The sequence below is a fragment of the Lawsonibacter asaccharolyticus genome (assembly GCF_022453915.1).
In the GTDB taxonomy this organism is placed as follows: domain Bacteria; phylum Bacillota; class Clostridia; order Oscillospirales; family Oscillospiraceae; genus Lawsonibacter; species Lawsonibacter asaccharolyticus.
In genome coordinates, this window is record NZ_CP091870.1 from 1,593,040 (window position 1) to 1,615,666 (window position 22,627).

Annotated in this window: 26 protein-coding genes; all 26 read right to left on the reverse strand. The window is 62.3% G+C overall.

The annotated features are described in order from the left end of the window. Position 1: 1 nt before the first annotated feature. Positions 2 to 610 (reverse strand): DUF2953 domain-containing protein, encoded by a 609-nt coding sequence (locus L9O85_RS07600; RefSeq protein ID WP_108981201.1) that lies wholly within the window; start codon positions 608 to 610, stop codon positions 2 to 4. Further along, positions 607 to 1,242 (reverse strand): SMC-Scp complex subunit ScpB, encoded by a 636-nt coding sequence (gene scpB / locus L9O85_RS07605; RefSeq protein ID WP_301578359.1) that lies wholly within the window; start codon positions 1,240 to 1,242, stop codon positions 607 to 609. Before scpB ends, L9O85_RS07600 begins: the two co-directional genes overlap by 4 nt. 18 nt (positions 1,243 to 1,260) lie before the next feature. Beyond that, on the reverse strand, positions 1,261 to 2,067 hold the full coding sequence (locus L9O85_RS07610) for a segregation and condensation protein A (protein WP_050624855.1): 807 nt from the start codon (positions 2,065 to 2,067) through the stop codon (positions 1,261 to 1,263). 20 nt (positions 2,068 to 2,087) lie between these two features. Further along, a complete protein-coding gene (locus L9O85_RS07615; RefSeq protein WP_276853460.1) occupies positions 2,088 to 2,774 on the reverse strand; it encodes a site-2 protease family protein in 687 nt (228 codons plus the stop codon). Between the two features lie 247 nt (positions 2,775 to 3,021). Continuing rightward, positions 3,022 to 3,834, reverse strand: a complete 813-nt coding sequence (locus tag L9O85_RS07620) for an alpha/beta fold hydrolase (RefSeq protein WP_050624856.1) — start codon at positions 3,832 to 3,834, stop codon at positions 3,022 to 3,024. An 89-nt stretch (positions 3,835 to 3,923) separates the two neighbouring features. After that, entirely contained in the window at positions 3,924 to 4,511 is a 588-nt protein-coding gene (yihA, locus tag L9O85_RS07625; protein WP_276755769.1) for a ribosome biogenesis GTP-binding protein YihA/YsxC, read from the reverse strand. A 14-nt stretch (positions 4,512 to 4,525) separates the two neighbouring features. Continuing rightward, positions 4,526 to 6,940, reverse strand: a complete 2,415-nt coding sequence (gene lon / locus L9O85_RS07630) for an endopeptidase La (RefSeq protein WP_256181878.1) — start codon at positions 6,938 to 6,940, stop codon at positions 4,526 to 4,528. A 99-nt stretch (positions 6,941 to 7,039) separates the two neighbouring features. Continuing rightward, positions 7,040 to 8,356 (reverse strand): ATP-dependent Clp protease ATP-binding subunit ClpX, encoded by a 1,317-nt coding sequence (gene clpX / locus L9O85_RS07635; RefSeq protein WP_050624858.1) that lies wholly within the window; start codon positions 8,354 to 8,356, stop codon positions 7,040 to 7,042. A gap of 75 nt (positions 8,357 to 8,431) precedes the next feature. Further along, positions 8,432 to 9,013 carry an ATP-dependent Clp endopeptidase proteolytic subunit ClpP gene (clpP, locus tag L9O85_RS07640; RefSeq protein ID WP_050624859.1) on the reverse strand — a complete coding sequence of 194 codons (582 nt, stop codon included), beginning with the start codon at positions 9,011 to 9,013 and terminating at the stop codon, positions 8,432 to 8,434. An 88-nt stretch (positions 9,014 to 9,101) separates the two neighbouring features. Further along, positions 9,102 to 10,532, reverse strand: coding sequence for a trigger factor (gene tig / locus L9O85_RS07645; protein ID WP_050624860.1), 1,431 nt, complete (start codon positions 10,530 to 10,532; stop codon positions 9,102 to 9,104). Between the two features lie 121 nt (positions 10,533 to 10,653). Next, positions 10,654 to 11,340, reverse strand: coding sequence for a metallophosphoesterase (locus tag L9O85_RS07650; RefSeq protein WP_108981197.1), 687 nt, complete (start codon positions 11,338 to 11,340; stop codon positions 10,654 to 10,656). A gap of 3 nt (positions 11,341 to 11,343) precedes the next feature. Next, positions 11,344 to 12,828, reverse strand: a complete 1,485-nt coding sequence (gene thrC / locus L9O85_RS07655; protein ID WP_108981196.1) for a threonine synthase — start codon at positions 12,826 to 12,828, stop codon at positions 11,344 to 11,346. A 202-nt stretch (positions 12,829 to 13,030) separates the two neighbouring features. Then, on the reverse strand, positions 13,031 to 13,399 hold the full coding sequence (locus L9O85_RS07660; RefSeq protein WP_050624863.1) for a YraN family protein: 369 nt from the start codon (positions 13,397 to 13,399) through the stop codon (positions 13,031 to 13,033). Continuing rightward, positions 13,396 to 14,001: a ribonuclease HII gene (locus L9O85_RS07665; protein WP_050625490.1), complete on the reverse strand. Its 606-nt coding sequence runs from the start codon at positions 13,999 to 14,001 to the stop codon at positions 13,396 to 13,398. Before L9O85_RS07665 ends, L9O85_RS07660 begins: the two co-directional genes overlap by 4 nt. 26 nt (positions 14,002 to 14,027) lie before the next feature. Then, entirely contained in the window at positions 14,028 to 14,912 is an 885-nt protein-coding gene (ylqF, locus tag L9O85_RS07670; protein ID WP_050624864.1) for a ribosome biogenesis GTPase YlqF, read from the reverse strand. Between the two features lie 103 nt (positions 14,913 to 15,015). Next, a complete protein-coding gene (gene rplS / locus L9O85_RS07675; RefSeq protein WP_050624865.1) occupies positions 15,016 to 15,357 on the reverse strand; it encodes a 50S ribosomal protein L19 in 342 nt (113 codons plus the stop codon). 150 nt (positions 15,358 to 15,507) lie between these two features. After that, positions 15,508 to 16,308, reverse strand: coding sequence for a Nif3-like dinuclear metal center hexameric protein (locus tag L9O85_RS07680; protein WP_277117850.1), 801 nt, complete (start codon positions 16,306 to 16,308; stop codon positions 15,508 to 15,510). Further along, on the reverse strand, positions 16,293 to 17,009 hold the full coding sequence (locus tag L9O85_RS07685) for a class I SAM-dependent methyltransferase (protein ID WP_301580122.1): 717 nt from the start codon (positions 17,007 to 17,009) through the stop codon (positions 16,293 to 16,295). Before L9O85_RS07685 ends, L9O85_RS07680 begins: the two co-directional genes overlap by 16 nt. A 2-nt stretch (positions 17,010 to 17,011) precedes the next feature. Next, positions 17,012 to 17,608 carry a flavodoxin family protein gene (locus tag L9O85_RS07690; protein WP_050624868.1) on the reverse strand — a complete coding sequence of 199 codons (597 nt, stop codon included), beginning with the start codon at positions 17,606 to 17,608 and terminating at the stop codon, positions 17,012 to 17,014. A gap of 72 nt (positions 17,609 to 17,680) precedes the next feature. After that, positions 17,681 to 17,884 carry a DUF1858 domain-containing protein gene (locus tag L9O85_RS07695; protein WP_050624869.1) on the reverse strand — a complete coding sequence of 68 codons (204 nt, stop codon included), beginning with the start codon at positions 17,882 to 17,884 and terminating at the stop codon, positions 17,681 to 17,683. A 235-nt stretch (positions 17,885 to 18,119) separates the two neighbouring features. Next, positions 18,120 to 18,401 carry a zinc-ribbon domain containing protein gene (locus L9O85_RS07700; protein WP_008980609.1) on the reverse strand — a complete coding sequence of 94 codons (282 nt, stop codon included), beginning with the start codon at positions 18,399 to 18,401 and terminating at the stop codon, positions 18,120 to 18,122. Positions 18,402 to 18,458: 57 nt separating this feature from the next. After that, entirely contained in the window at positions 18,459 to 19,079 is a 621-nt protein-coding gene (locus L9O85_RS07705) for a sigma-70 family RNA polymerase sigma factor (protein WP_108981193.1), read from the reverse strand. Between the two features lie 132 nt (positions 19,080 to 19,211). Then, positions 19,212 to 20,570 carry a phosphoglucosamine mutase gene (gene glmM, locus L9O85_RS07710; RefSeq protein ID WP_108981192.1) on the reverse strand — a complete coding sequence of 453 codons (1,359 nt, stop codon included), beginning with the start codon at positions 20,568 to 20,570 and terminating at the stop codon, positions 19,212 to 19,214. Between the two features lie 6 nt (positions 20,571 to 20,576). Next, on the reverse strand, positions 20,577 to 20,954 hold the full coding sequence (locus L9O85_RS07715) for an SdpI family protein (protein ID WP_050624871.1): 378 nt from the start codon (positions 20,952 to 20,954) through the stop codon (positions 20,577 to 20,579). Between the two features lie 20 nt (positions 20,955 to 20,974). After that, the gene (ruvB, locus tag L9O85_RS07720; RefSeq protein WP_108981191.1) at positions 20,975 to 22,048 is read right to left on the reverse strand and encodes a Holliday junction branch migration DNA helicase RuvB; all 1,074 of its coding nucleotides are present in this window, start codon (positions 22,046 to 22,048) and stop codon (positions 20,975 to 20,977) included. 207 nt (positions 22,049 to 22,255) lie between these two features. Continuing rightward, entirely contained in the window at positions 22,256 to 22,612 is a 357-nt protein-coding gene (locus tag L9O85_RS07725) for a DUF6054 family protein (protein WP_301578360.1), read from the reverse strand. Positions 22,613 to 22,627: the final 15 nt, after the last annotated feature.

Sequence of the window (22,627 nt, forward strand, 5' to 3'; positions counted from 1 at the left end):
TTCAAACCGCCTCTCTCTGCTGTTTATGCCGATTTCGATGGTTCACATAGGTACTCAGGGCCCGCAGGCCGAAGTGCAGCCCCAGCCACAGGAGCTGATACAGCTTCAGGGACAGGGACACCTGCCCCGTCAGCACCGGGGCCGCCGCGGTGAAGTCCACCTCCACCCGGGCCCGGCCCTCCTCCACATGGAACGCCTCTGTCAGGGGCTGCCAGATGCTTCCCAGCAGGGCGTTGGCCTGTCCATATCGGATAGCTGCGTCTCCTGGGTCCGCCGCGCCGATGGTGAGCTTCAGCTCCAGCTGATCCACCCGCAGCCTGCGGCGGAAACAGCCCGCCGCCTCCAAGGCCAGGGGCAGCAGCTCCTTCATCAGCTCCAAAAGTCCGCCGCCGCGTGCCTCCCCCGCAGGGTGCTCCTTCCCGGGCTTGGGCGCCTTCTCCTTTTTCGAAGGCCCTGAGCGCCTCCTTGGGTAGAGGCGGATGCGGACAGGCCCCGCCCGGAACCAGGCTCCGGCTCCTCCGGGACCATACTCCCCCACCGCGCCCAGGCGCAGCTGCCCCAGCAGGAACAACAGCAGCAGGACCGCCGCCAGAACGATCCACCCCCTCATTCCGTCTCCTTCTGGGCCGGGTGAGCTGCCCCGTCCTCTTGGACAGTCTGCCCACTCTCCTCCGCCCTCAAACGGGCTACCGCCGCCTCCAGCTCCAGGGTCAGCTGTCCGCTCTCCTGGGAGGCATCCGGCAGCTCAGGCAGCTCTTCCAGGCTGGACAGCCCAAAGGAGCGCAGGAAATTTTTCGTTGTGCGGTACAGGATGGGCCGCCCGGGAACGGCCAGCCGACCGCACTCCTCAATGAGCTCCCGCTCCAGCAGCAGTCCCACCGTATAGGCGCTGTCCACCCCCCGGATCTGGTCCACATAGGCCCGGGTCACCGGCTGGTAGTAGGCGATCACCGCCAGCACCTCCAGCGCAGGCTGGGACAGCCGCGCCGGCTTCCGATTCTCCAAAGTCTTGCGGATATAGGGAGCGAATTCCGGAGCAGAGCACAGCTGGTAGCTGGTATCCAGCCGCACCAGGCGGATACCCCGCCGCTCATAGCTGTACCGGTCCATCAGCCGCTGGGCCACTGCGTCCATGGTGGCCCGATCCACCTCCAGCCCCAGACACAGGCGCTCCACCCCCACCGGCTCCCCGGCGGCGAACAGGACCCCCTCCAGCGCGGCCTCCAGCTCCTTCAGTTCCATGCCTCTTCTCCCATCCTGTTAAAATTCAAAGGAATCCGCTGTGACCTCTAAATGGTCCCCCTGCTCCCCCTGGGTGGAGGTGATGGTACAGTCCTCCTCCGTCCCGGCCAGCCGCAGGCGGTGGGCCTTGCACAGCTCCAGCACCGCCAGGAAGGTGGCCACCACCTCGGAGCGGCTGCGGTTGCCCTGGAACAGGGCGCGGAACCGGGTGACCCCGGTCCGGAGCAGCCGGCGGATGATCTCCCCTGCCTTTTCCGACACGGGGTATGGCTCCCGCCCCACGATGCCTTGAAAGGCCGCCACTGGGGGCGGCAGCTGGTGGTCCGCCCTGGACAGGACAGACAGAATAGCCTTTTTCAGGTCCTCCCTGTCGTGGACATAGCGGTAGGTCCTGTCCGGCTGAATGGTCTCCGGCACTTTGGTGATGAAGTCTCTCCCATAGCTGTACCGCCGGTCCAGCAGGGGGGTGATCTCCTTGATCTTCAGATAGTTCTCATTGCGCTGGTGCTCCTCCAGGCTGGCAATGAGCTGCTCCATCTCGCTCAGGGCCTCCTCGTCGTGGATGGAGAGGAGCATCCTCGTCTTGATATAGACCAGCTGGGAGGCCATGGTGACAAACTCGCTGGCTACCTCCAGGTCCATCTCCTTGCGGGCGGCCATCCAGGCCAGATACTGGTCCAGAATCAGAGAGATCTGAATGTCCTTGATCTCCATCTTGTTTTTGCTCAGCAGGTGAAGGATCAGGTCCAGGGGGCCGACAAAGTCCTCCATGTCCTCTGTTTTGGCCTTGACCACCCCTTCCAGGTGGTAGATCGGACTGTCCAAAGCGTTCCCCCCAATGCCTCTCAGAAGAAATAGTACTGCGCCAGCTGGAACGGGAAGGCGGTCACCGCGCACAGGCCGCGGACGATGCCCTCCATGCAGAAGCTCAGGGGCACGCTGAACACCCCCATCCAGGCCAGCAGCACCACAGCCAGGATAAAAAACCGCTCATAGCGCAGGTATTGGTAGTAGATCCGGTCGGGCAGCAGGGCGAACAGGATCTTGGAACCGTCCAGCGGTGGGATAGGGACCAGGTTAAAGATCCCCAGCCCTACACTGAGCACCGCCATATACAGGAAGAAATAGATGGCATAGGCCGCCGCCGTCCCCTGAGGCGCGAAGTGATAGATCAGGGAGGCCACCCCCAGGGCAGCCGTGGCCAGAAGGAAGTTGGCCGCAGGGCCGGCCAGGGCGGTGATAGCCATGTCCCGCTTTGGGTGGCGGAAGTTCCGCATATCCACTGGCACCGGCTTGGCCCAGCCCACCCGCACAGTGAGCAGCAGCATCAGGCCGATCCAGTCGATATGAGAGATCGGGTTCAGCGTCAGACGGCCGTTCACCTTGGCGGTGGGGTCCCCCAGCTGGTAGGCCGCGAACCCGTGGGCCAGCTCGTGGAAGGTGATGCAGAACAGGCAGGCCACCGCACCGATCAGCAGCAGAAACAGTTGAAACCAGTCCATATGCTCCAGAAAACCATTCAGCGACCCCATGGCGGCCTCCCTTCCCTGTCCATGGGGCACCCATGGACAAATAAATACTTATTTATCATACCAGATTCTCAAAGAAAATACAAGACGGCGAATCAGGCAGCTCTTTTTCAAAAAATGCTGCGTAGAGAGAACTTCGGAAATTTACAGAAAGCCGGAGGGTAAGATTTTTCCTTTTGAGGATGACTGAGATCTGCCGTAGAAGGGCGGCCTCTGCCTCCCCACCGGGCCAGGTCCCCGCCGACACGTTTCAAAGTCCATGTTCCCTGAGGAAGCCCTGGATGATGGAGTTGACCTGATCCGGCACGTCCGTGTTGGAGTTGTGCCCCGCGCTCTGGAGCCACACCAGGGGGATGCCGGTCTCTTCCGACCAGCGGCGGTTATACCGTCTCGTCAGGCCCGCCCGGTCCCGTTCCCCGCACAGCAGAAGGGCGGGACAGTCCACTTTGTACGGCAGATCAGCCGCCATCGCCTCCGCCAGAGCCCGAAACCCGTGCCCCGCCAGGGCGCTGAATTCCCTTTTGCTGTAACAGTCCATCATCTCCTTCATCAGCGTCTGCCCCTGGGCTGTCTCCGCGCACCCTCTGGCTCCGGCTTTCCGCAGTATGCTCCAGGGGTAACAGCGGTAGAGCAGCTCGCAGCGCCGCAGTGCCCAGAGCTCTGCCGCCGTGACATACCTCCGTTGAAGCGGGGCGGAATCAATGGAGATAAATCCCCGGGCCTGTCCGGGGAATCGCTCCATAAAGCACTGCGCCAGATACCCTCCCATGGACTGACCGATCAATACAGGCCCTCCCATCCTCTCCCGAACCAAGATCCCGTGGAGCCACTCTGCCTGTTCCATCAGGGAGAAATCCAGGGCAAATGGTCGGGAGGCCCCGTGGCCCGGTGCGTCCCACACCAGCAGGGGCCGGCGGGATGCAAAAAAGGAGAACTGCATCTGGAACAGCCGGTGATCCGCCGTCAGGCCCGGCAGAAAGACCAGCGCGGTCCCGCGAGGGCCGGGCGCGCTCACCCAGTATCGGATGGTCCCCTGTCTCGTCTGATAGCTCCGCTCCAACATCTCCGTTTCCCTCCCTTTTCTCCCCGCCGCAGCGGGAACACGCACACGGCCCCTCCGTGCCCGCATGGGCGCAGAGGGGCCGTGCTTCCTCACAATTTCGATAGGATCAGATCCAGCAGCTCCTGTTTTCCTTCGCCCTTCTCAGCAGAAAAGGGAATTAACTTTACGGAATCATCCAGCTCCAGCGTCTCTCGAATTGTCAGAAGATTGGACTCGATCTCTCTTTTTTTCAGCTTATCCAGCTTGTTGGCCACAACCACAAAAGGGCAGCCGGCGTCCCGGTACCACTGGGCCATGGTGCAGTCATCGGCGGTGGGCTTGTGACGGGCGTCCACGATCATGGCGCCGAAGGTCATCAGCTCCCGGTCCGCGAAGTAGTCCTCCATCAGGCGGCCCCACCGGTCCCGCTCTGCCTTGGAGACCTTGGCGTAGCCATAGCCGGGCAGATCCACCAGATAAAAGGTCTTATCGATCAGAAAGTAGTTGATATGGACGGTCTTGCCCGGGGCCGCCCCCACCCGGGCAAAGTTTTTGCGCCCCAGCAGCCGGTTAATAACCGAGGACTTCCCCACATTGGAGCGTCCGGCAAAAGCCACCTGGGGGAGCCCGTCTCTGGGAAAATCCTTGGGGGCGGTGGCGGAGCGGATGAACTCCGCCTGTTGGAAGTTGATGGCCATGGTCTCTCCCCCTCTTACTGCTTCAGGCCGATGGACGTCCTGCCCTTTCCTGCAGGGAAGGGTCCCCCCTGCTCGGTGTCCCGCTCACAGGCGGTGCCGGACAGAGACAGCGCTGCGGCCAGCACCTGGTCCACCTGCTCCACCAAGATAAAATGGAGGGCGGCGCGGACCGTCTGGTCGATCTCCTCCAGGTCCTTCTCATTCTCCGCCGGAACGATCACGGTCTTGATGCCGTTGCGCAGGGCCGCCATAGTTTTTTCCCGCAGTCCGCCGATGGCCAGCACCCGGCCTCTCAGCGTTACTTCGCCGGTCATGGCCAGTCCCGGCTTTACCGGTGTATCTGTCAAAGCGGACACCATAGCCGTGGTGATGGCGATGCCCGCGGAAGGGCCGTCCTTTGGGACCGCCCCTTCGGGGAAGTGGACATGGATGTCCCTGTTCTTGTAGAAATCTCCGTCAATGCCCAGCTGAGAGGCCCGGCTGCGGATAAAGCTGAGGGCTGCGTGGGCCGACTCCTTCATCACGTCGCCCAGGTTGCCGGTGAGCTCCACCTTGCCGCTGCCGGGGACCACGTTGACCTCCACCTCCAGCAGCTCACCGCCCACAGAGGTCCAGGCCAGGCCATTAACTACGCCCACCCGCTGGGCGAGTGCCTCCCGCTCCGGGTGGAAGCGGGGCGCTCCCAAATATTCCTCCAGGTCCCGCTCTGTAATGGAAACAGACTTGCATGCTCCCTCCACCAGCTTCATGGCGGCCTTTCGGCACAGGGTGGCCATCTTGCGCTCCAGCACCCGCACTCCCGACTCCCGGGTGTAAGAGGCCACCATCTCCCGGATGGCGCCATCAGACACCTTCAGCTGGGTCCGGGCCAGCCCGTGGCGCTTGAGCTCCTTGGGCAGTAGGTGGCGCTTAGCGATCTGAAGTTTCTCCTCGTCGGTATAGCTGTTCAGCTCGATGACCTCCATCCGGTCCAGCAGGGGCCGTGGGATGGTCTCCGTGGTATTGGCGGTGGTCACGAACAGCACATCGGACAGGTCGAAGGGCACCTCCAGGAAGTGGTCCCGGAAGGAGGCGTTCTGCTCTCCGTCCAGCACCTCCAGCAGGGCCGAGGCCGGGTCACCCCGGTGGTCATAGCCCAGCTTGTCGATCTCGTCCAGCAGGAGCAGGGGGTTGCTGCTCCCAGACTGGCTGATGGCGTTGATGATACGGCCCGGCATGGCCCCCACATAGGTCTTGCGGTGGCCCCGGATCTCCGCCTCGTCGCTGATGCCGCCCAGAGAGATGCGGGCCAGCTTACGATTCATGGCCCGGGCCATGGACATGGCAATGGAGGTCTTTCCCACACCGGGCGGGCCCACCAGGCAGATCACCTGCCCCTTCAGCTCAGGGGCCAGCTGCTTGACGGCCAGGAACTCCAGGATGCGCTCCTTCACCTTCTCCAGCCCATAGTGGTCCTTGTCCAGCACCTTGCGGGCAGCCTCCACGCTGACCCGCTCCCGGGTCTTTTTGCCCCAGGGCAACTCCAGGCATACATCCAGATAGTTGCGGATCACGGTGGCCTCTGAGGAGCCGAAGGGCTGCTTGGACAGGCGGTTGAGTTCCTTCTCCAGCTTCTCCCGCACCGGCTCCGGCAGCTGGGCCTCAGCAATCTTTTTCCGATAGTCCGCCGTCTCGCTGTCTCCGTTCTCGCTCTCACCCAGCTCGGCCTGGATGGCCTTCATCTGCTCCCGGAGATAGTAGTCCCGCTGGTTCTCCGACATCTGCTCCCGGGCCCGGCTCTGGATCTCCATGTCAAGGGAGAGCACCTCCACCTCCCGGCACAGCAGGCGGTACATACGCTCCAGGCGGCGCACCGGCCGGAGCTCCTCCAGGATGGCCTGCTTGTCACTGTTGCGCATGGCGATGTTCTGGGCGATATAGTCCGCGATATAGCCTGGGTCGTCGCTGGCCAGCACATTGATGAGCAGGTCCGGGGAGATCTTGGGGGCCAGCTCCGTGTAATTTTGGAACATCTCATAGGTGCTGCGCATCAGGGCCTCGGTCTTGGCCGAGGCCCTGCCCGCCTTCTCCTCCGGGATGGCTTCTATCTCCGCCATCAAATAGGGCTCCCTCTGGGTCACGTCCCTCAGGCGGGCCCGGGAGATGCCCTCCACCATCACACGCACGTTGTCCCCGGGCATGCGGAGGATCTGCCGCACGTTGGACAGGGTGCCCACTGTGTACAGGTCATCCCGTTCGGGGCGCTCCACCGTCATGTCCTTCTGGCCCACCAGGAACACCGGCTCTCCGGCAGCCATGGCGGCCTCCATCGCCTTGATGGAGGCCGCGCGGCCCACGTCGAAGTGGATCAGTACATTGGGAAACACAGTCAGCCCCCGCAGCGCGATGGCCGGGAGAGTCTGGATGCTGGCAACAGGATCATGGTCCATGTTCGTCACTTCCTCTCTGGGAATAAAAAGCAAGTCCCGGGAGGCCCGCACAGGATAGGCTTCCGCGGGACATTGCAGCAATGGTCATTCAAATGGGATTCAGCCGGCGTTGGTGCCCACCGCACCGCCGCGCTCGGCCCGCAGGGACGCCTTGCCCAGACGGGGGCGCTGGCGGCGCTCCGGGTCCCGGACGATCTCCGGGTCGGCCCCGTCCGTCACGCAGGAAGCCGTGATTGTCACCTTGACGATGGTGGGGTCAGAGGGGACGCTGTACATGATCTTGGTCATGACCTCCTCCAGCACAGCCCGCAGGCCCCGGGCTCCGATGCCCCGGGCCACCGCCCGGTCGGCCACCGCCTCCAGGGCCTCCCGGCTGAACTCCAGCACCACCTCGTCATAGTCCAGCAGCTTCTGATACTGCTTCACCAAGGCGTTTTTGGGCTCAGTGAGGATCTGGATCATCTGCTCCCGGTCCAGTGACTGGAGGGTAGTGATGACGGGCAGGCGGCCCACCAGCTCTGGGATGATGCCGAATTTCAGCAGGTCCTGGGGCTGGATCTCCTTCAGGAATTCGCCCACATTGCGCTCCTTCTTGCTCTGAAGCTGGGCGCCGAAGCCCATGCTGCGCTTATCCAGGCGGTTCTCGATGATCTTGTCGATGCCGTCGAAGGCGCCGCCGCAGATGAACAGGATGTTCTTGGTGTCCACCTGGATGAACTCCTGGTGGGGGTGCTTCCGTCCGCCCTGGGGCGGAACATTGGCCACCGTGCCCTCCAGGATCTTCAGCAGGGCCTGCTGCACGCCCTCACCGGAAACGTCCCGGGTAATGGAGGTGTTCTCGCTCTTCCGGGCGATCTTATCCATCTCGTCGATATAGATGATGCCCCGCTCCGCCAGCTCCACGTCGTAGTCGGCGGCCTGCACCAGACGAAGCAGGATGTTCTCCACGTCGTCGCCCACATAGCCCGCCTCGGTCAGAGTGGTGGCGTCGGCAATGGCGAAGGGCACCTTCAGGATTCGGGCCAGGGTCTGGGCAAACAGGGTCTTGCCGCAGCCGGTGGGGCCCATGAGCAGGATGTTGCTCTTCTGGAGCTCCACATCCTCCGCGCCTCCAAAATAGATGCGCTTGTAGTGGTTGTACACCGCCACTGACAGGGCCACCTTGGCCTGATCCTGGCCGATGATATACTGGTCCAGGACCTGATGGATCTCCCGGGGCGTAGGGATCTCGTCAGGGATCTCTCCAGCGTAGCCCTCCTCTGGCAGGTCCACATCGTCGCTGAGGATGCCCATGCACAGCTGGACACACTCGTTGCAGATATAGGCGCCCGGGCCGGCGATCAGCCGCCGGACCTGGTCCTGATGCTTGCCGCAGAAGGAGCAGCGGATGGACTTTTTTTCGTCGTTTCTTGCCATAATGCACCTCATTGTTGTGCGTTCAGATAGGAATCGGAGTGGGAACAGAAGCCTGTTCCCACTCCCCTGTTTCCTTTAACGGTGTTCGATGACCTTGTCGATCAGGCCGTACTCCACGGCCTCCTGGGCGGTCATGAAGTTGTCCCGCTCACAGTCGGCGGTGACCACCTCGATGGCCTTGCCGGTGTTCTCCGACAGGATGCGGTTCATCCGCTTCTTGACCACTTCCAGCCGCTTCAGGTGGATCGCCATGTCGGTGATCTGCCCCTGGGTCCCGGCGGAAGGCTGGTGGATCATGATCTCGGCGTTGGGCAGGGCCAGCCGCTTGCCCTTGGTCCCGGAGGACAGCAGGAACGCCCCCATGGAGGCGGCCAGTCCGATGCAGATGGTGGACACGTCGCACTTGATATACTGCATGGTATCATAGATGGCCATGCCGGCTGTCACCGATCCGCCGGGGCTGTTGATGTAGAACTGGATCTCCTTGTCCGGGTCCTGGGCCTCCAGATACAGCAGCTGGGCCACCACCAGAGAGGCGGTGGTGTCGTTGACCTCCTCGGAGAGCATGATGATCCGGTCATTGAGCAGTCGGGAGAAGATGTCGTAGGAACGCTCCCCCCGGTTGGTCTGCTCGACTACATAAGGAACTAAACTCATAGAATGATCTCCTTTGACTTGGGCAGTGATACCAATAGTATGCCCGCCCGCCCGGAGCGCATACCTCCGGACACAAAAACCTTGGAAATTACTCCGCCTTGGGCTCCTCAGCCTCCTCGGCCTTCTTCTTGCGGGTGGTCTTCTTGGGCTTCTCCTCGGCGGCGGCCTCCTCGCCCTCGGCGCTCTCAGCCTTCTTCTTGCGGGTAGTCTTCTTGGGCTTCTCCTCGGCCTCTTCCTTCTTGGGGGCCTCCCCCACCTTGGCCTCGGCCATCACCAGCTCAGAGGCCTTTCTCAGGCGCAGATCCCGCTTCATATCCTCCACGGGGATGGCTCTCTTCACCTCATCCAGCTCCAGCTTGTACTCCCCGGCGATCTTCTTCAGCTCTTCCTCCAGCTCCTCGTCGGAGATGGTGATGCTCTCGGCGTCGGCCACAGCGGTGAGAGCCAGGTCCACCTCCACCTGACGCTGAGCGGTGGGGCGGGCAGAGGCGCGCATGGACTCGGGGGTGGCGCCCATCATCGCCAGGTAGTCCTCCATCTTCATGCCCTGGTTGGACAGGCGCATGGAGAAGTCCTCCATCAGCTTGTCCAGCTGAACCTCCACCATGGCATCGGGGATGTCAGCCTCCATGTTGCCCACCAGCTGCTCGATAACAGCGTTCTCATACTCCTGCTGGGCGGACTTGGTTTTGCTGTCCAGCAGCTTGTCGCCCAGGCTCTTCTTGAACTCCTCCAGCGTCTCGAACTCGGACACGTCCTTGGCAAACTCGTCGTCCACCACGGGGGCCTGGTGCTCCTTGACCTCCTTGACCTTCACCTTGAAGATCACGGCCTTTCCGGCCAGGTCAGGCACATAGTCCTCGGGGAAGGTGATGTTCAGCTCCTTCTCGTCGCCGGCTTTCAATCCCACGATCTGCTCCTCGAAGCCGGGGACAAAGGAACCGGAGCCCAGCTCCAGGCTGTAATTTTCTCCCTTACCGCCTTCGAAGGCCACGCCGTTGTCAAAGCCCTCAAAGTCGATGACGGCGGTGTCCCCGTTCTGGGCTTCCCGGTCCACGCTGACCAGGCGGGTGGCGCGGGTGATGTAGGGCTTGAGCTCGTTCTCAATGTCCTCGTCAGTGACGGCCGGCTCAGCCTTGGGGGCGGTGAGGCCCTTGTACTGGCCCAGCTTCACCTCGGGACGGACGGAGACCAGGGCCTTGAAAGTAAAGCCCTCCTTGCCGACCTCCACTACCTCTGTCTGGGGGTAACCTACATCGTCCAGGCCCTGCTCCTTCACAGCTTCCTCATAGGCGCCGGGGTAGACGATATTGATGGCATCCTCATAAAACACGCCGGAGCCGTACATCCCCTCAATGATCTTGCGGGGGGCCTTGCCCTTCCGAAAGCCGGGCACACTGATATGGGCGCGGTTCTTCAGATAAGCCTTCTGAACGGCGTCTTCAAACTCCTGAGCTTCCACCTGGATGGTCAGCTCCACGGTGCTCTTTTCTTTCTTTTCCACGTTGGTGACCTTCATGTTTCCTTTTCCTCCTGTAGGCTCCTGGTCCCCTGTTGGGAACAGCCCGCCTTTTTACTTTCGCCTGGATATTCTAACAGATGTGGCTCTGTTTGACCAGAGATATTTTTGATTTTTCCGCTCAATCGCAGATTTTTTCTGGTTGAAACCGCAGATAATCCGCGGAGACCAGCCGGAACTGGATGCCGTCCTGCTCTCCCACCGCTGCCAGGCGGTGGCTCCCCCCGTGGAGGTGCCCGTAAAAGCAGCGGGTCACGCCGTACCGATGGAGCAGATCCAGGATCTCCTGGCACCGGTACCCCTGATACAGGGGCGGATAGTGCAGGAAGCAGTATTTCTCCCGCTCCCCCGCCGCCTTCAGTGATGCCTCCAGCCGGATCAGCTCCCGGTTGAAGATCTTGGCACTGTGCCCGCCTCGTTCCTCCTCGTAGAACCAGCCCCGGGTGCCGCACAGGGCGATGTCTCCATAGAGATGGCTGTTGTTGTGGAGCAGTTGAAAGGAAGAAAACCCATTTTCCTGGAAAAAGCGGTCCATTTTGGCTGCGGTGGTCCACCAGTAGTCATGGTTCCCCTTCAAAAGCAGCTTCCGCCCTGGGAAGGAACTGAGGAAAGCAAAGTCCCGCCTCGCCTCCTCCAGGCTCATGCCCCAGGACAGATCCCCGCAGAGCACCACGGTGTCCCCGGGCTCCAGCACGGACAGTCCCTCCCGCAGCTTCTCCACATATCCCGTCCATCCCCCGCCGAAGACATCCATGGGCTTGTCGGAGCTGAGGGACAGGTGGGTATCTCCAATGGCGTACAGGGCCATCGCTTACTCCAGCATCCCCAGCACCGCGTCCACCATGTGGTCCTTTTCCACGGTCTGTGTGAAGCGGATCTCCTTGTCCCGGAGGGATGACAGCGGCTTGGGGGCGGGCATCCCGGTCTTTTCGCTCAGCTCGTCCAGCAGCTCCAGCCCGTTCTGCTTCTCCTCCTCGCCCAGGGCGCTGAGGACGCTGTCGCAGAACTTGAAGGGACTGGCGGTGGAGACCACGATGCAGGGGGTCTGGTCCCCCGTCTCGCTCCGGTACTGCTCCAGGGCGTCGAAGGCCACGGCGGTGTGGGGGTCGATGAGGTAGTCGTACTTCTGATAGATGCGGCCGATCACGGCCTTGGTCTCCGCGTCGTCGCAGAAATAGCCAGCGAACCGCTTCTGCAGCTTCTCCCTCACCCGGTCGCTGACCTGATAGGTCCCGGTGGCGGACAGCTGGGCCATGTAGTCCTTCACCTGCTCGTCATCCTGGGTCAGCGCCAGCAGGAGCCGCTCCAGGTTGCTGGAGATCAGGATGTCCATAGAGGGAGAGATGGTGTTGTGGAAGGCGCGGTTGCGGTCATAGCGGCCGGTGCGGATGAAGTCAGTGAGCACATTGTTGCTGTTGGAGGCGCAGATCAGCCTGTCGATCGGGACCCCCATCTCCCTGGCGTAGTAGGCGGCCAGGATGTTGCCGAAGTTTCCTGTGGGGACGCAGACGTTCACCGCCTGGTCTGGCTGGATCTTCTCGTCCCGCAGCAGGTCGCAGTAGGCGGAGATATAATAAACGATCTGGGGCAGCACCCGGCCCCAGTTGATGGAGTTGGCGGAGGAGAGGAAGTACCCCCGGCGGGCCAGCTCCTGGCGGAGCGCCTCGTCGGAAAAGAGCTTCTTGACTCCGGTCTGGGCATCGTCAAAGTTGCCGAAGACCGAGCAGACGCCCACATTCTTCCCCTCCTGGGTGACCATCTGAAGCTCCTGGATGGCGGAGACTCCGTCCTTGGGGTAGAAGACCAGGATGCGGGTGCGGTCCACATCCCGGAAGCCCTCCAGCGCCCCCTTCCCAGTGTCCCCGGAGGTAGCCACCAGGATGCACACCGTCTTCTCCTCCTCCGTCTTCACCAGAGAGGCTGTGAGCAGATGGGGCAGCATCTGAAGGGCCATGTCCTTGAAAGCACAGGTGGGGCCGTGCCACAGCTCCAAGCAGAAGGTTCCGTCATCCAGGGCGCGGACCGGGGCCACGGCGGGAGTGTCGAATTTTTCCGGCCCGTAGGCCGCCGCAGCGAACTCCGTCAGCTCCTTGACGGAGAACTCGTCCAGAAACAGCTTCATGATATAGACCGCCCGCTGCTGATAGGACATCTCCTTCAGGTCAGACAGGGACTTGCCCGGCAGCTTGGGCAGATACGCCGGGGTCATCAGGCCGCCGTCCGGGGCCAGCCCTTGGGCGATGGCCTGAGATGCCAGATATGTGGTGTTCTTATCTCGTGTGCTGATGTACTGCATTTCTCTCAGTCCTTTATCCAGTCAAATCTCGATCATCAAGACCACAGGGCCGCCTCGCCCCGCTATTCAATCTAATACTTTATTATGCCAGTTCTTTTCTCTCCGGTCAAGCGTTTGTCGCAAAAAAGAGGGGCAGTCTCCCCTTCTCCCCGATTTTCTCCCCCCGGGCCCCGCCCATTTTCCGGATTGGGGCAGGGGGACGTCAAAAAGCGTCAGGGATGACATAGATCTCCGGGGCCCTGGTCGCCAGCCCCTGGGGCGCGTAGATCTCCACCACGTCGAACCTGGGCTGGAGCTGCGTGGGATGCTCCGCCAGATAGAGCTGGGCCGTGGTCCGCAGCTTCTCCTGCTTCCTCCGGTCCACGAACTCCCGCGCCTGGGCCACCCGTCCGTCCTTCCGCAGCTTGACCTCTACAAAGCAGAGGAAAGGCCCCTCCTCCGCGATCAGGTCCACCTCGCCAAACCGGCAGCGCCAGCCGGCCTCCACCAGGCGGCACCCGCGCCGGCGCAGCTCCTCCGCCGCCAGAGCCTCTCCCCACCGGCCCAGCAGCCTGCTCTCTCCCCCGCTCACAGATCTTTTAAAAAGGTGCGGCGGTGGATGGGACTGGGGCCGTACCGGCGCAGCATCTCATAGTGCAGTCGGGTCCCGTACCCCTTGTGCCGCTCGAACCCGTATTGTGGATAGCGCTCCGCCATCTCCAGCATGAAGCGGTCCCGGCTCACCTTGGCCAGAATGGAGGCGGCGGCGATGGAGGGCGAGATGCTGTCCCCTTTCACCACGCACCAGTGGGGAACGGTAATGGCGGCAGAGCGCCCGTGGTCCCGGTTTCCGTCGATCAGGGCAAAATCCGGGCGGAGGGAGAGCCCTTCTATGGCCAGCTGCATGGCCCTGATCCGCGCGCTGAGGATATCGGTCCGGTCGATCTCCTCAGCCTCCACCCGGGCTACCGACCAGGCCAGCGCACTCTGTTGGATGAGTGGAAAGAGCGCCTCCCGTTTTTTTTCTGTCAGCTTCTTGGAGTCATTCAGGCCGGGGATGTCCGCGCCCTGGGCCAGGATCACCGCCGCGGCGTACACCGGTCCGGCCAGAGGTCCGGCCCCCGCCTCGTCACAGCCGCAGACCCGGACAAAGCCGGCCTCCACTGCTTTCTGTTCATACTCTCCCGGTCCCATGCCTTCCTTCCTTTTCTCCAGGCTGCTCATATAGACGTTCCTTCTGGTGTCTCTAGTGTAAAGCGTCCCAGCTTCCCGGCCCTGTATTCATCCAGCAGGACCCGAGCCATCCGCTCCGTGTCCAACTCGCCGCCGGAGATGCGCATCCCCCGCTTTGCCGCGCCGGCCTCCAGCAGCCGGTAGCCGTAGGCGATGTCGTTTTCCTCCTCCTGGCGGGCAGGAACTTCCGGCAGCTTGTAACTCTGGGTCAGGACCTGGGGATAGTGCTCCCCAAGATAGGCCATCAGATGACAGCCCAGGGTCTCCACATCCATGATTTCGTCTTTGACAGCGCCTGTAAAGGCAAGTACCATGCCAGTGTGCGGGTCCTCAAATTTCGGCCACAGGATGCCCGGTGTGTCCAGCAGATCCAGGGCACTGTCCACGTTGACCCACTGCTTGCCCCGGGTAACGCCGGGGCGGTCCCCCGCCTTAGCCGACTTCTTCCGGGCCACCTTATTGATAAAGGTGGACTTTCCCACGTTGGGGACTCCCACCACCATGGCCCGCACCGGACGGCCTACCTGGCCCTTCTCCCGCCATTTTGAGATCTGCTCCTTCAGCACTTCCTGGGTCACAGAGGAGAACTGGTTTACACCCCGGCCGGTCTTGGCATCAGTCTCCAGCACCGCATATCCTTTTTTCCGGAAATACTCGCCCCAGGCCCGGTTCTGGGCCGGGTCGGCCTGATCTGCCCGGTTCAGCACGATCAGCCGGGGCTTATCGGCGCAGATGGCATCGATGTCCGGGTTCCGGCTGGAGATGGGGATGCGGGCGTCGATGATCTCCGCCACGATGTCCACATGCTTCAGGTCCGCCTCGATCTGCCGTCGGGTCTTGGTCATATGTCCCGGATACCACTGAATATTCAACTCTCGTCTTCTCCTTCCCTACGGCGGAGGGCGTGCTCCGCTCTCCCCGCCGCCATGGTATAAAAAGGGAGCGGTACCAGTACCGCTCCCTTTTTATGTTGGATTACAGGGCTTCCTTGATCTTGGCGGACTTGCCCACGCGGTCGCGCAGGTAGTACAGCTTGGCGCGGCGGACCTTACCGTGGCGGACGGTCTCGATCTTCTCAATGGAGGGAGCGTGGACGGGGAACACCTTCTCCACACCGACGCCGTAGGACACGCGGCGGACGGTGAAGGTCTCCTCCAGACCGCCGTGCTTCTTGGCGATGACGGTGCCCTCAAAGACCTGGATACGCTCGCGGTTGCCTTCCTTGACCTTGATGTGCACCCGCACGGTGTCGCCCACCTCTACGACGGGGGGCTCAGCCTTCAGGTGCTTCTGAGTAAAAGCCTGCATGAGATCCATAATGATTCCTCCTGTTTATATAGGCGTTCTTGCCGGCCGTCTGCCCCGCTGTCGCTGGGGCGCCGCAGAGGACCGCCCGTTATCAGACCAAAGGATTATACCACAGTATTTTTCAAAATGCAAGTAGAATTTCCCTGTTTTTCGCCTTTCTCACACCGAATCATAAGCCTCCCGGTGGCTCTCCGTCCGCCGGACCTCCACCTTCGGGAAGTGCCGGGAGAGGAACTGCACCAGCGCTGGGCACACTACATCCTCTGTGGCAAAATGGCCCGCGTCCATCAGATTGATGCCCAGGGCCTTTGCTTCCAGGTATTGGTCGTACTTCACGTCGGCAGTGACGAAAGTGTCACACCCCGCCGCCAGGGCGTCGGAGAGCATGGAGGCGCAGGCGCCGCCCCCCACCGCCACCCGGCGCACCGGCCGGCCCGTCTCCACGAAACGGATGCTGCAGGCGGAGAGCTTTTCCTTGATAAAGGCGGCAAATTCAGCGGCGGAACAGCCGGCCTGAGGGGCCGTCCCAACCCGGCCGATGCCGTAGGGCCGCCCCTGTCCGTCAGTCCCGTCCCGGCAGAGCAGTTCCACACCGTCCAGCTCCAGGGCCCGGGCCAGACAGTCATTGACGCCCCCCTGGGCGGCGTCCAGATTGGTGTGGGCGCACACCGCCCCGATACCCTGTTCCGCCAGCAGGAGCAGGGTCCGCCCGGTGCTGGTCTGGTCGGTGAGGGCCTTCACCGGATGAAAAATCACCGGGTGGTGGGAGACGATCAGCTCCGCCCCCCAGCGGCCGGCCTCCGCCGCCACCGCCTCCGTGATGTCCAGAGACACCAGGACCCTCCGGACCTCCCGCTCTCCCCGGCCCACCAGGAAGCCCGCATTGTCAAAGTCCATCTGGGTGTCGAAGGGGGCCCACTGGTCCAGAGCCCGGTAGACGTCTATTATCGCTGCTGCCATGCATCCCACTCCTTCCGCATCTCCATCAGGCCCTCCAGGACCTGCTCCAGCTCCCTGCGGCGCGCCTCCGCCGGCGCCCGGGAGCGGGCCATCCCATCCAGTGCGCGCCTCACCCGCCCCAGCAAGTGGTCCAGCAGCAAGCCCCGGAGCGGGTCCTCCATCCCCGGGTACTGGCGCCCCGCCCACTCCTCGGCGGGCGTCATGGGGACCGCGCCTCCCTGTCTCACCAAAATTATACTGTAAAGGGTTTCCCCTTCCAAAGCCGTTTTCTCCCGTAGGCATAGAAATCCATTGCGCCACAGCCAGCCCCGCAGCTCCGCCTGAGTGCTCATGGGTTGGAGAATAATTGGAAAGTCTTTTTCCTTTATCCACGGCGCCGCTTCCAAGATATTAGTGATAGTCTCCCCACCCATCCCGGCGATGACCAGAGCGTCCACCTCCTCCGGAGCGATCCCAGAGAGGCCGTCGCACAGGCGGAAGGACATCCGCTCAAAGCAGCCGCAGGCCCGGGCGGTGGCCCGGGCCCTGGAGAGGGGCCCCTCCCGCACATCTGAGGCGATGGCGCTGGGGATGCGTCCGTTCTGGAGCAGCCATGCCGGAAGATAGGCGTGATCCGTCCCCACATCAGCCAGCCGGGCCCCCTCCGGGATCATCTCCGCCACCCCCTGGAGCCGGGGGCTCAGCTCCGCCCGCTTCTCCATAGTCACAGGGACAGGCTGACCGTCAGGTAAAGGGCGTGGGCAAAGTCCCGGGCTGCCTCATCCCGCTCTTCATTCATAAAGGGCTCCTGGGGCCCGAAGTCCCGGCGGCACAGCATGCCGAGATAGTCCATCTCCCCGTGCTTGCACCAGCGCTTCAGCCCCTCGTCCCACAGGTCCGCGCCCCGGTCGGGGTGATAGCCGCAGCTGGCGATAGCAGCCACCTGCTTCAGCTTCCAAAGGGCGGGCTGACGGCCCTCTGGCCCATAATACTTGTTGGGTGCATAGATCAGCCGGTCCATCACCGCCTTCATAGGCGGAGTGCAGTACCAGGAATAGATAGGGCTTGCAAGGATAAGTACTTCACTGGTCTGGACGGAATCAAAGATGGCCTGCATGTCGTCCTCCTGGGGACAGCCGAAGGTCCCCCAGGGCGTGCTCTGGCACTGCTTGCAGGACAGGCAGGGCAAAATGGTCCGGTCATAGAGCCAGATCATATCCTGCTCGATCCCCATGTCCCGGTTCTCCTCCATAAATGCCCGCAGCAGAGCGGCGGTATTGCCGTTCTTCCGGGGGCTCCCCATCAAAACCGTATATTTCAACGCTGTTTCCTCCCCTGTTGTTTAATGAATAAAAAAGCGGGGCGGATTGCTCCGCCCCGCTTTTTCAGCAGCTCAGTTTTCGGCGGCGATCATGGCGTTGACCTGCTGGAGCAGATCATCCACGTCCACCCCGTGGACCATGCAGGCCTGCTCCACGGTCTCCCCGCGGGAGGCAGGGCAGCCCAGGCAGTGCATGCCGATCCCCATAAAGAGGGGGGCGGTCTGAGGCGCAATGTTGAGGATATCACCGATAATGGTGTCCTTGGTGATGGTCATAGCAGAATTCCTCCGTTTTCTTTGGAATAAGAATAGTATATCCTATCGACAGGATTTTTGCAATGGAGAATTTTATGTTTTCTGCTTTCTCCAGATGTGGTCTCTTTCCCTGAGAAAGAGGACGGCCCCCCCTATCTTCTCAGCCCCGGGACCTCCTTCCCGCTCCTCAACATCTGAGAAAGGGTGGAAAAGAGAAAAAGGGTGCCCGGTGGGCACCCTTTTTTCCTGGATGAAATCAGCCCTGCTGCTCGCGCATCTTGGCGAAGCACTCGCTGCAGTAAACAGGACGGTCAGACTTGGGCTCAAAGGGGACCCGAGCCTCGCCGCCACAGGCAGCGCAGGTGGCAGTGAAGTACTCACGGGGGCCACGGGCCGCGTTCTTGCGGGCGTCACGGCAGGCCTTGCAGCGCTGGGGCTCGTTCTGGAAGCCGCGCTCCGCGTAGAACTCCTGCTCACCGGCGGTAAAGGTGAACTCATTGCCGCACTCTTTGCATACCAGGATCTTGTCTTCGTACATGGTTTTCCCTCTCTTTGACTCGTTCCCCATTTTTCATGGGTGGTGTAATATTTGCGATCAGCTCTTGCTGAGATCGCCGGAAGAAAGTTGCCGCGCCACCTTTCGCCTGATCCGCTGAACGGCGTTGTCCACTGACTTAGTGGAGCGCCCGACCTGGCTGGCGATCTCGGCGCAGGAGAGACCGCCCAGATAGTAGGATAGGATTTCTGCCTCGAAACCGGATAATTGTCCCTTCAGAGCGTCTAGGCGCTCTCTCAGTTCTTCCCTGCCGATGACAACATCTTCCGGGCTCTCTTCGCTGGAGAACAGGTGTGCGCTGGTTCCGTCAAAAAGAGGGGTTTCGAATGAGACGCTATGGTTCAGGGGAAAGTGTTTATCCCGCTGCGCCGCCCGGACGGCGGCATAGAGCCTGCTGCGGACACAAATCTCCGCATAGGTGCGGAAGGAGGTCTCCTTGCCGCTCTGGAAGCCGCGGATGGCGGCCAGCAGTCCTAGCATCCCCTCCTGGATCAGATCCTCGCTGTCGCCGCCTGCCAGAAAAAGCGGGCGGGCACACACTCGCACCAGACGTGTATAGCGGCCGACCAGCTCGGTCTCTGCCAGCGGGTCGCCGGAGGCGGCCAGACGGCAGAGCGATTCATCCGAGTAAGACTGTGTTTGGGACTGCACCAAATCCATATACTATGGCTCCTATACATAATAAACAAAACCGACGGATTTGTCAAGAAAAATTTTGAATCGATTTGTGAAAGTCTCACAGAGCAGGAAAACTGCCCCTTGTCACGAACTTCCACACCTTCCAGTTTTCTGTCACAGGGCGGCGATCTGGTCCGCCAGCCGCTGCGCCGCCGCCTGGGCCGTATCCTGATCCCTGGCCTCCACCATGACCCGCATCAGGGCCTCAGTGCCCGAGGGGCGCACCAGCACCCGGCCCTCGCCGGCCAGCTTCTCCTCCTCCGCAGCCACGGCATCGGCCAGGGCCTGGCTGGCCATAACGGCCTTTTTCCTGTCGTTATCGGCGACCGGGATGTTGATGAGCACCTGGGGATACCGCTGGCAGATCCCGAACACCTCAGAGGCCCGTTTCCCGCTCTCCTTCAGCAGAGCGAGCACCTGGAGGGCGGTGAGCTGCCCGTCTCCGGTGGTGGCGTGCTCTAGGAAGATCATGTGTCCCGACTGCTCTCCTCCAATGGCATAGCCCTTCTCCAGCATACGCTCCAGCACGTTGCGGTCGCCCACGGAGGTGCACTCCAGGTCCATCCCGTGCTCTTTGGCGAACAGATGCAGCCCCAGATTGGACATGACGGTGGCCACCACCGCGTTTCCTGGCAGCTTCCCCTTCCGCTTCATGTCCAGACCGCATGCCGCCATGATCTGGTCGCCGTCGATCAGCTCCCCCCGCTCATCCACTGCCAGGCAGCGGTCTGCGTCGCCGTCAAAGGCGATACCGATGTCATAGCCCCCAGCCCTTACCATGGCGGCCAAGGCGTCCATGTGGGTGGAACCGCACTTTTCGTTGATGTTGACCCCGTCCGGGTCGGCGTTGATGACGTCGGTGCGCAGCTTGGAGAAGCGGTCGAACAGGCGGGCGGCGGTGGCGGAGGCGGCACCATTGGCACAGTCCACCAGGATGCGCAGGCCGCCCAGGGTGGAGTCGATGGTGGACTCCAGGTGGTCGATGTAGTCCTCTGACGCTTTGGGGGCCACATAACTCACTTTGCCGATCTCCCCGTGGGTCTTTCGGGGCACGTCGTTGTGGCCGAAGAGGACGATCTCCTCGATCTTCTCCTCCAGCTCGTCGGACAGCTTGAAGCCCTGGCCGTTGAAGATCTTGATGCCATTGTGCTCGAAGGGGTTGTGACTGGCGGAGATGACGATGCCCGCATCCGCCCCCTCGTCCACCGTCACCCAGGCCACGCCGGGGGTGGGCAGGGTGCCCAGGTCCAGCACGTCGGCCCCCGCGGTGCACAGCCCCGCGATGAGGGAGCCCTTCAGCAGGTCGCCGGAGATGCGGGTATCCTTGCCGATGGTGACCAGGGGCTTCTCCCCCGGCTGCTTGCCCTTGGCCAGCACCTCCGCCGCCGCCAGGCCCACCTTATAGGCCAGGTCCGCGTCCAGACCGGCGTTGACCACGCCCCGGATGCCGTCAGTTCCGAATAGTTTACCCATATATGATTACCTCTTTCTTCCGAATTGATCAAAGTTTTCCTTCAATGCCCGCTCCACAGGGAACATGCTGCCCACAAGCACTGCCAGCTGCACCCCTGTCACCGGAATACACCACATCCCGGTCTCCTCTGTGCCCCGCCCCAAGGCAGGCAGCATAGCCAGCAGGCTCAGAGGAAGCATGACAGCCCCCGCCCGAGACCAGAGCTTCCCGCACACCCGGTGGGCAAAGTCCCAGGTCTGCTGATTTTTCATGGATCGTGCGGTGCGGTAACCGTAGAGGGAGTTGATGCTCTTGGGCGGCTTTGTCAAAAAACGCCGGCCAAAAAACAGCATCACCAGCGGGATCAGCAGGGACGAGGCGGTGCAGAAAAGCCAAAAGCCCATGGTCCTCTCCCCTTTCCGATTTAGAAGCTCAGCTGGTCCAGTCCGCCGCCGCCCGCGCCCCCGGGCATCGGCAGCCCCAGGTGCTGATAGGCCTTGGGAGTGACGCAGCGGCCCCGGGGGGTCCTGGTGAGGAAGCCCAGCTGCATCAGGTAGGGCTCATACACGTCCTCCAGGGTGACCGCCTCCTCGTTGATGGTGGCGGCCAGGGTCTCCAGCCCCACCGGGCCGCCCCGGTAGTTTTCCATAATGCTGCGAAGCATCCGGTGATCGATGGCGTCCAGCCCCAGATGGTCGATCTCCAGGGCGGTAAGGGCCTGGTCTGCCACGTTCCGGGTGATGACGCCCCCAGCCCGCACTTGGGCGAAGTCCCGCACCCGGCGGAGCATCCGGTTGGCGATGCGGGGCGTCCCCCGGGAGCGGCGTGCGATCTCCATGGCTCCCTCCGGCTCGATGGGCACCTCCAGGATGCCGGCGGAACGGGTGACGATCAGGGCCAGCTCCTCCGGACTGTAAAGCTCCAGCCGCAGCGTCACACCGAATCGGTCCCGCAGGGGGGCGGACAGCTGTCCGGCCCGGGTAGTGGCCCCGATGAGGGTGAACCTGGGCAGGTCCAGGCGGATGGAGTTGGCTGAGGGCCCCTTGCCGATGATGATGTCGATGGCGTAGTCCTCCATGGCAGGGTAGAGCACCTCCTCCACCGCCCGGTTCAGGCGGTGGATCTCGTCTACAAAGAGGATGTCGTTCTCGTTCAGGTTGGTAAGCAGGGCGGCCAGGTCCCCCGCCTTCTCGATGGCGGGGCCGGAGGTGATGCGCACGTTCACCCCCATCTCATTGGCGATGATGCCGCTGAGGGTGGTCTTGCCCAGTCCAGGGGGGCCGTGGAGCAGCACATGGTCCAGGGGCTCATGGCGCATCTTGGCCGCCTGAATGAACACCTCCAGGTTGCCCTTGGCCTTCTCCTGGCCGATGTACTCCCGCAGGGTCTTGGGCCGCAGGGAGTACTCTCCCTCGTCCTCCCGGGTGAGGGAGGTGGTCACCAGGGGCTCCTCCAGCCCCTCCGCTTCAAATTCTGTATTGGAAAAATCAATGGCCATAGGTCCACTTCCTGTTCATTGGTCCGATCCCGGCCGCACGCGCCCCGCCGGTCAGGGCAGGTCGTACAGCAGGTCGCATTTGGGATATTCCCGATAGGCCCCCTCCGGGAGCTCCATGCCGAAGCCGTCGAAAAAGATCTTAGGCGGCTCAGCGCTGATGACCTCTAGCAAGGTGCCAGCGGCCGCCAGCAGAGGGCGCCCTCTCCCCTACTGTTGTGGGTGGGCGGCATCGAACCCGTCTGCCAGCTTCGTCAGCTTCTTCAAAAAGGCCTCCTCGCCATAGGTCCATAGCTTCTCCAGCCCGCCGCAGCCGGCGGTGATCCCTGTGAGCCGGATCCTGCCGTCCCCCAGGTCGGCCAGCAGCAGGCTCAGCGAGACCAGATCCCAGTCTGTCAGGCTGAACCGCTCAAACACCCGGACAATAAAGCGCGCCCCCTCTGTCTCATAGACACTCCCTCCCCCGTCGGTAACAGACTGGCTCCCCGCCAGGATCCCGTCCCGGAAATAGTGGAAGACCTCGTCCACGCCCCAGCGGGCGGAAAACTCACGCTCCAGCGTTGCCATCGTGTCTCCTCCTTC

Excerpts from the sequence above, each read along its gene's own strand:
- L9O85_RS07665 (WP_050625490.1), bottom strand. The coding sequence starts at position 14,001 with ATGGGACCGGGAGAGTATGAACAGAAAGCAGTGGAGGCCGGCTTTGTC.
- yihA (WP_276755769.1), bottom strand. The coding sequence starts at position 4,511 with ATGGCCATCAACTTCCAACAGGCGGAGTTCATCCGCTCCGCCACCGCC.
- L9O85_RS07680 (WP_277117850.1), bottom strand. The coding sequence starts at position 16,308 with ATGGCAGCAGCGATAATAGACGTCTACCGGGCTCTGGACCAGTGGGCC.
- clpX (WP_050624858.1), bottom strand. The coding sequence starts at position 8,356 with ATGGCAAGAAACGACGAAAAAAAGTCCATCCGCTGCTCCTTCTGCGGC.
- ruvB (WP_108981191.1), bottom strand. The coding sequence starts at position 22,048 with ATGGCCATTGATTTTTCCAATACAGAATTTGAAGCGGAGGGGCTGGAG.
- L9O85_RS07650 (WP_108981197.1), bottom strand. The coding sequence starts at position 11,340 with ATGGCCCTGTACGCCATTGGAGATACCCACCTGTCCCTCAGCTCCGAC.
- L9O85_RS07725 (WP_301578360.1), bottom strand. The coding sequence starts at position 22,612 with ATGGCAACGCTGGAGCGTGAGTTTTCCGCCCGCTGGGGCGTGGACGAG.
- L9O85_RS07700 (WP_008980609.1), bottom strand. The coding sequence starts at position 18,401 with ATGTACGAAGACAAGATCCTGGTATGCAAAGAGTGCGGCAATGAGTTC.
- L9O85_RS07695 (WP_050624869.1), bottom strand. The coding sequence starts at position 17,884 with ATGACCATCACCAAGGACACCATTATCGGTGATATCCTCAACATTGCG.
- lon (WP_256181878.1), bottom strand. The coding sequence starts at position 6,940 with ATGGACCATGATCCTGTTGCCAGCATCCAGACTCTCCCGGCCATCGCG.
- thrC (WP_108981196.1), bottom strand. The coding sequence starts at position 12,828 with ATGCAGTACATCAGCACACGAGATAAGAACACCACATATCTGGCATCT.
- L9O85_RS07705 (WP_108981193.1), bottom strand. The coding sequence starts at position 19,079 with ATGGATTTGGTGCAGTCCCAAACACAGTCTTACTCGGATGAATCGCTC.
- tig (WP_050624860.1), bottom strand. The coding sequence starts at position 10,532 with ATGAAGGTCACCAACGTGGAAAAGAAAGAAAAGAGCACCGTGGAGCTG.
- glmM (WP_108981192.1), bottom strand. The coding sequence starts at position 20,570 with ATGGGTAAACTATTCGGAACTGACGGCATCCGGGGCGTGGTCAACGCC.
- rplS (WP_050624865.1), bottom strand. The coding sequence starts at position 15,357 with ATGGATCTCATGCAGGCTTTTACTCAGAAGCACCTGAAGGCTGAGCCC.
- L9O85_RS07685 (WP_301580122.1), bottom strand. The coding sequence starts at position 17,009 with ATGGAGAAGCGGGCGGAGCTGAGCCCCCGGCTCCAGGGGGTGGCGGAG.
- L9O85_RS07715 (WP_050624871.1), bottom strand. The coding sequence starts at position 20,954 with ATGGGCTTTTGGCTTTTCTGCACCGCCTCGTCCCTGCTGATCCCGCTG.
- L9O85_RS07615 (WP_276853460.1), bottom strand. The coding sequence starts at position 2,774 with ATGGGGTCGCTGAATGGTTTTCTGGAGCATATGGACTGGTTTCAACTG.
- clpP (WP_050624859.1), bottom strand. The coding sequence starts at position 9,013 with ATGAGTTTAGTTCCTTATGTAGTCGAGCAGACCAACCGGGGGGAGCGT.
- L9O85_RS07600 (WP_108981201.1), bottom strand. The coding sequence starts at position 610 with ATGAGGGGGTGGATCGTTCTGGCGGCGGTCCTGCTGCTGTTGTTCCTG.
- scpB (WP_301578359.1), bottom strand. The coding sequence starts at position 1,242 with ATGGAACTGAAGGAGCTGGAGGCCGCGCTGGAGGGGGTCCTGTTCGCC.
- L9O85_RS07620 (WP_050624856.1), bottom strand. The coding sequence starts at position 3,834 with ATGTTGGAGCGGAGCTATCAGACGAGACAGGGGACCATCCGATACTGG.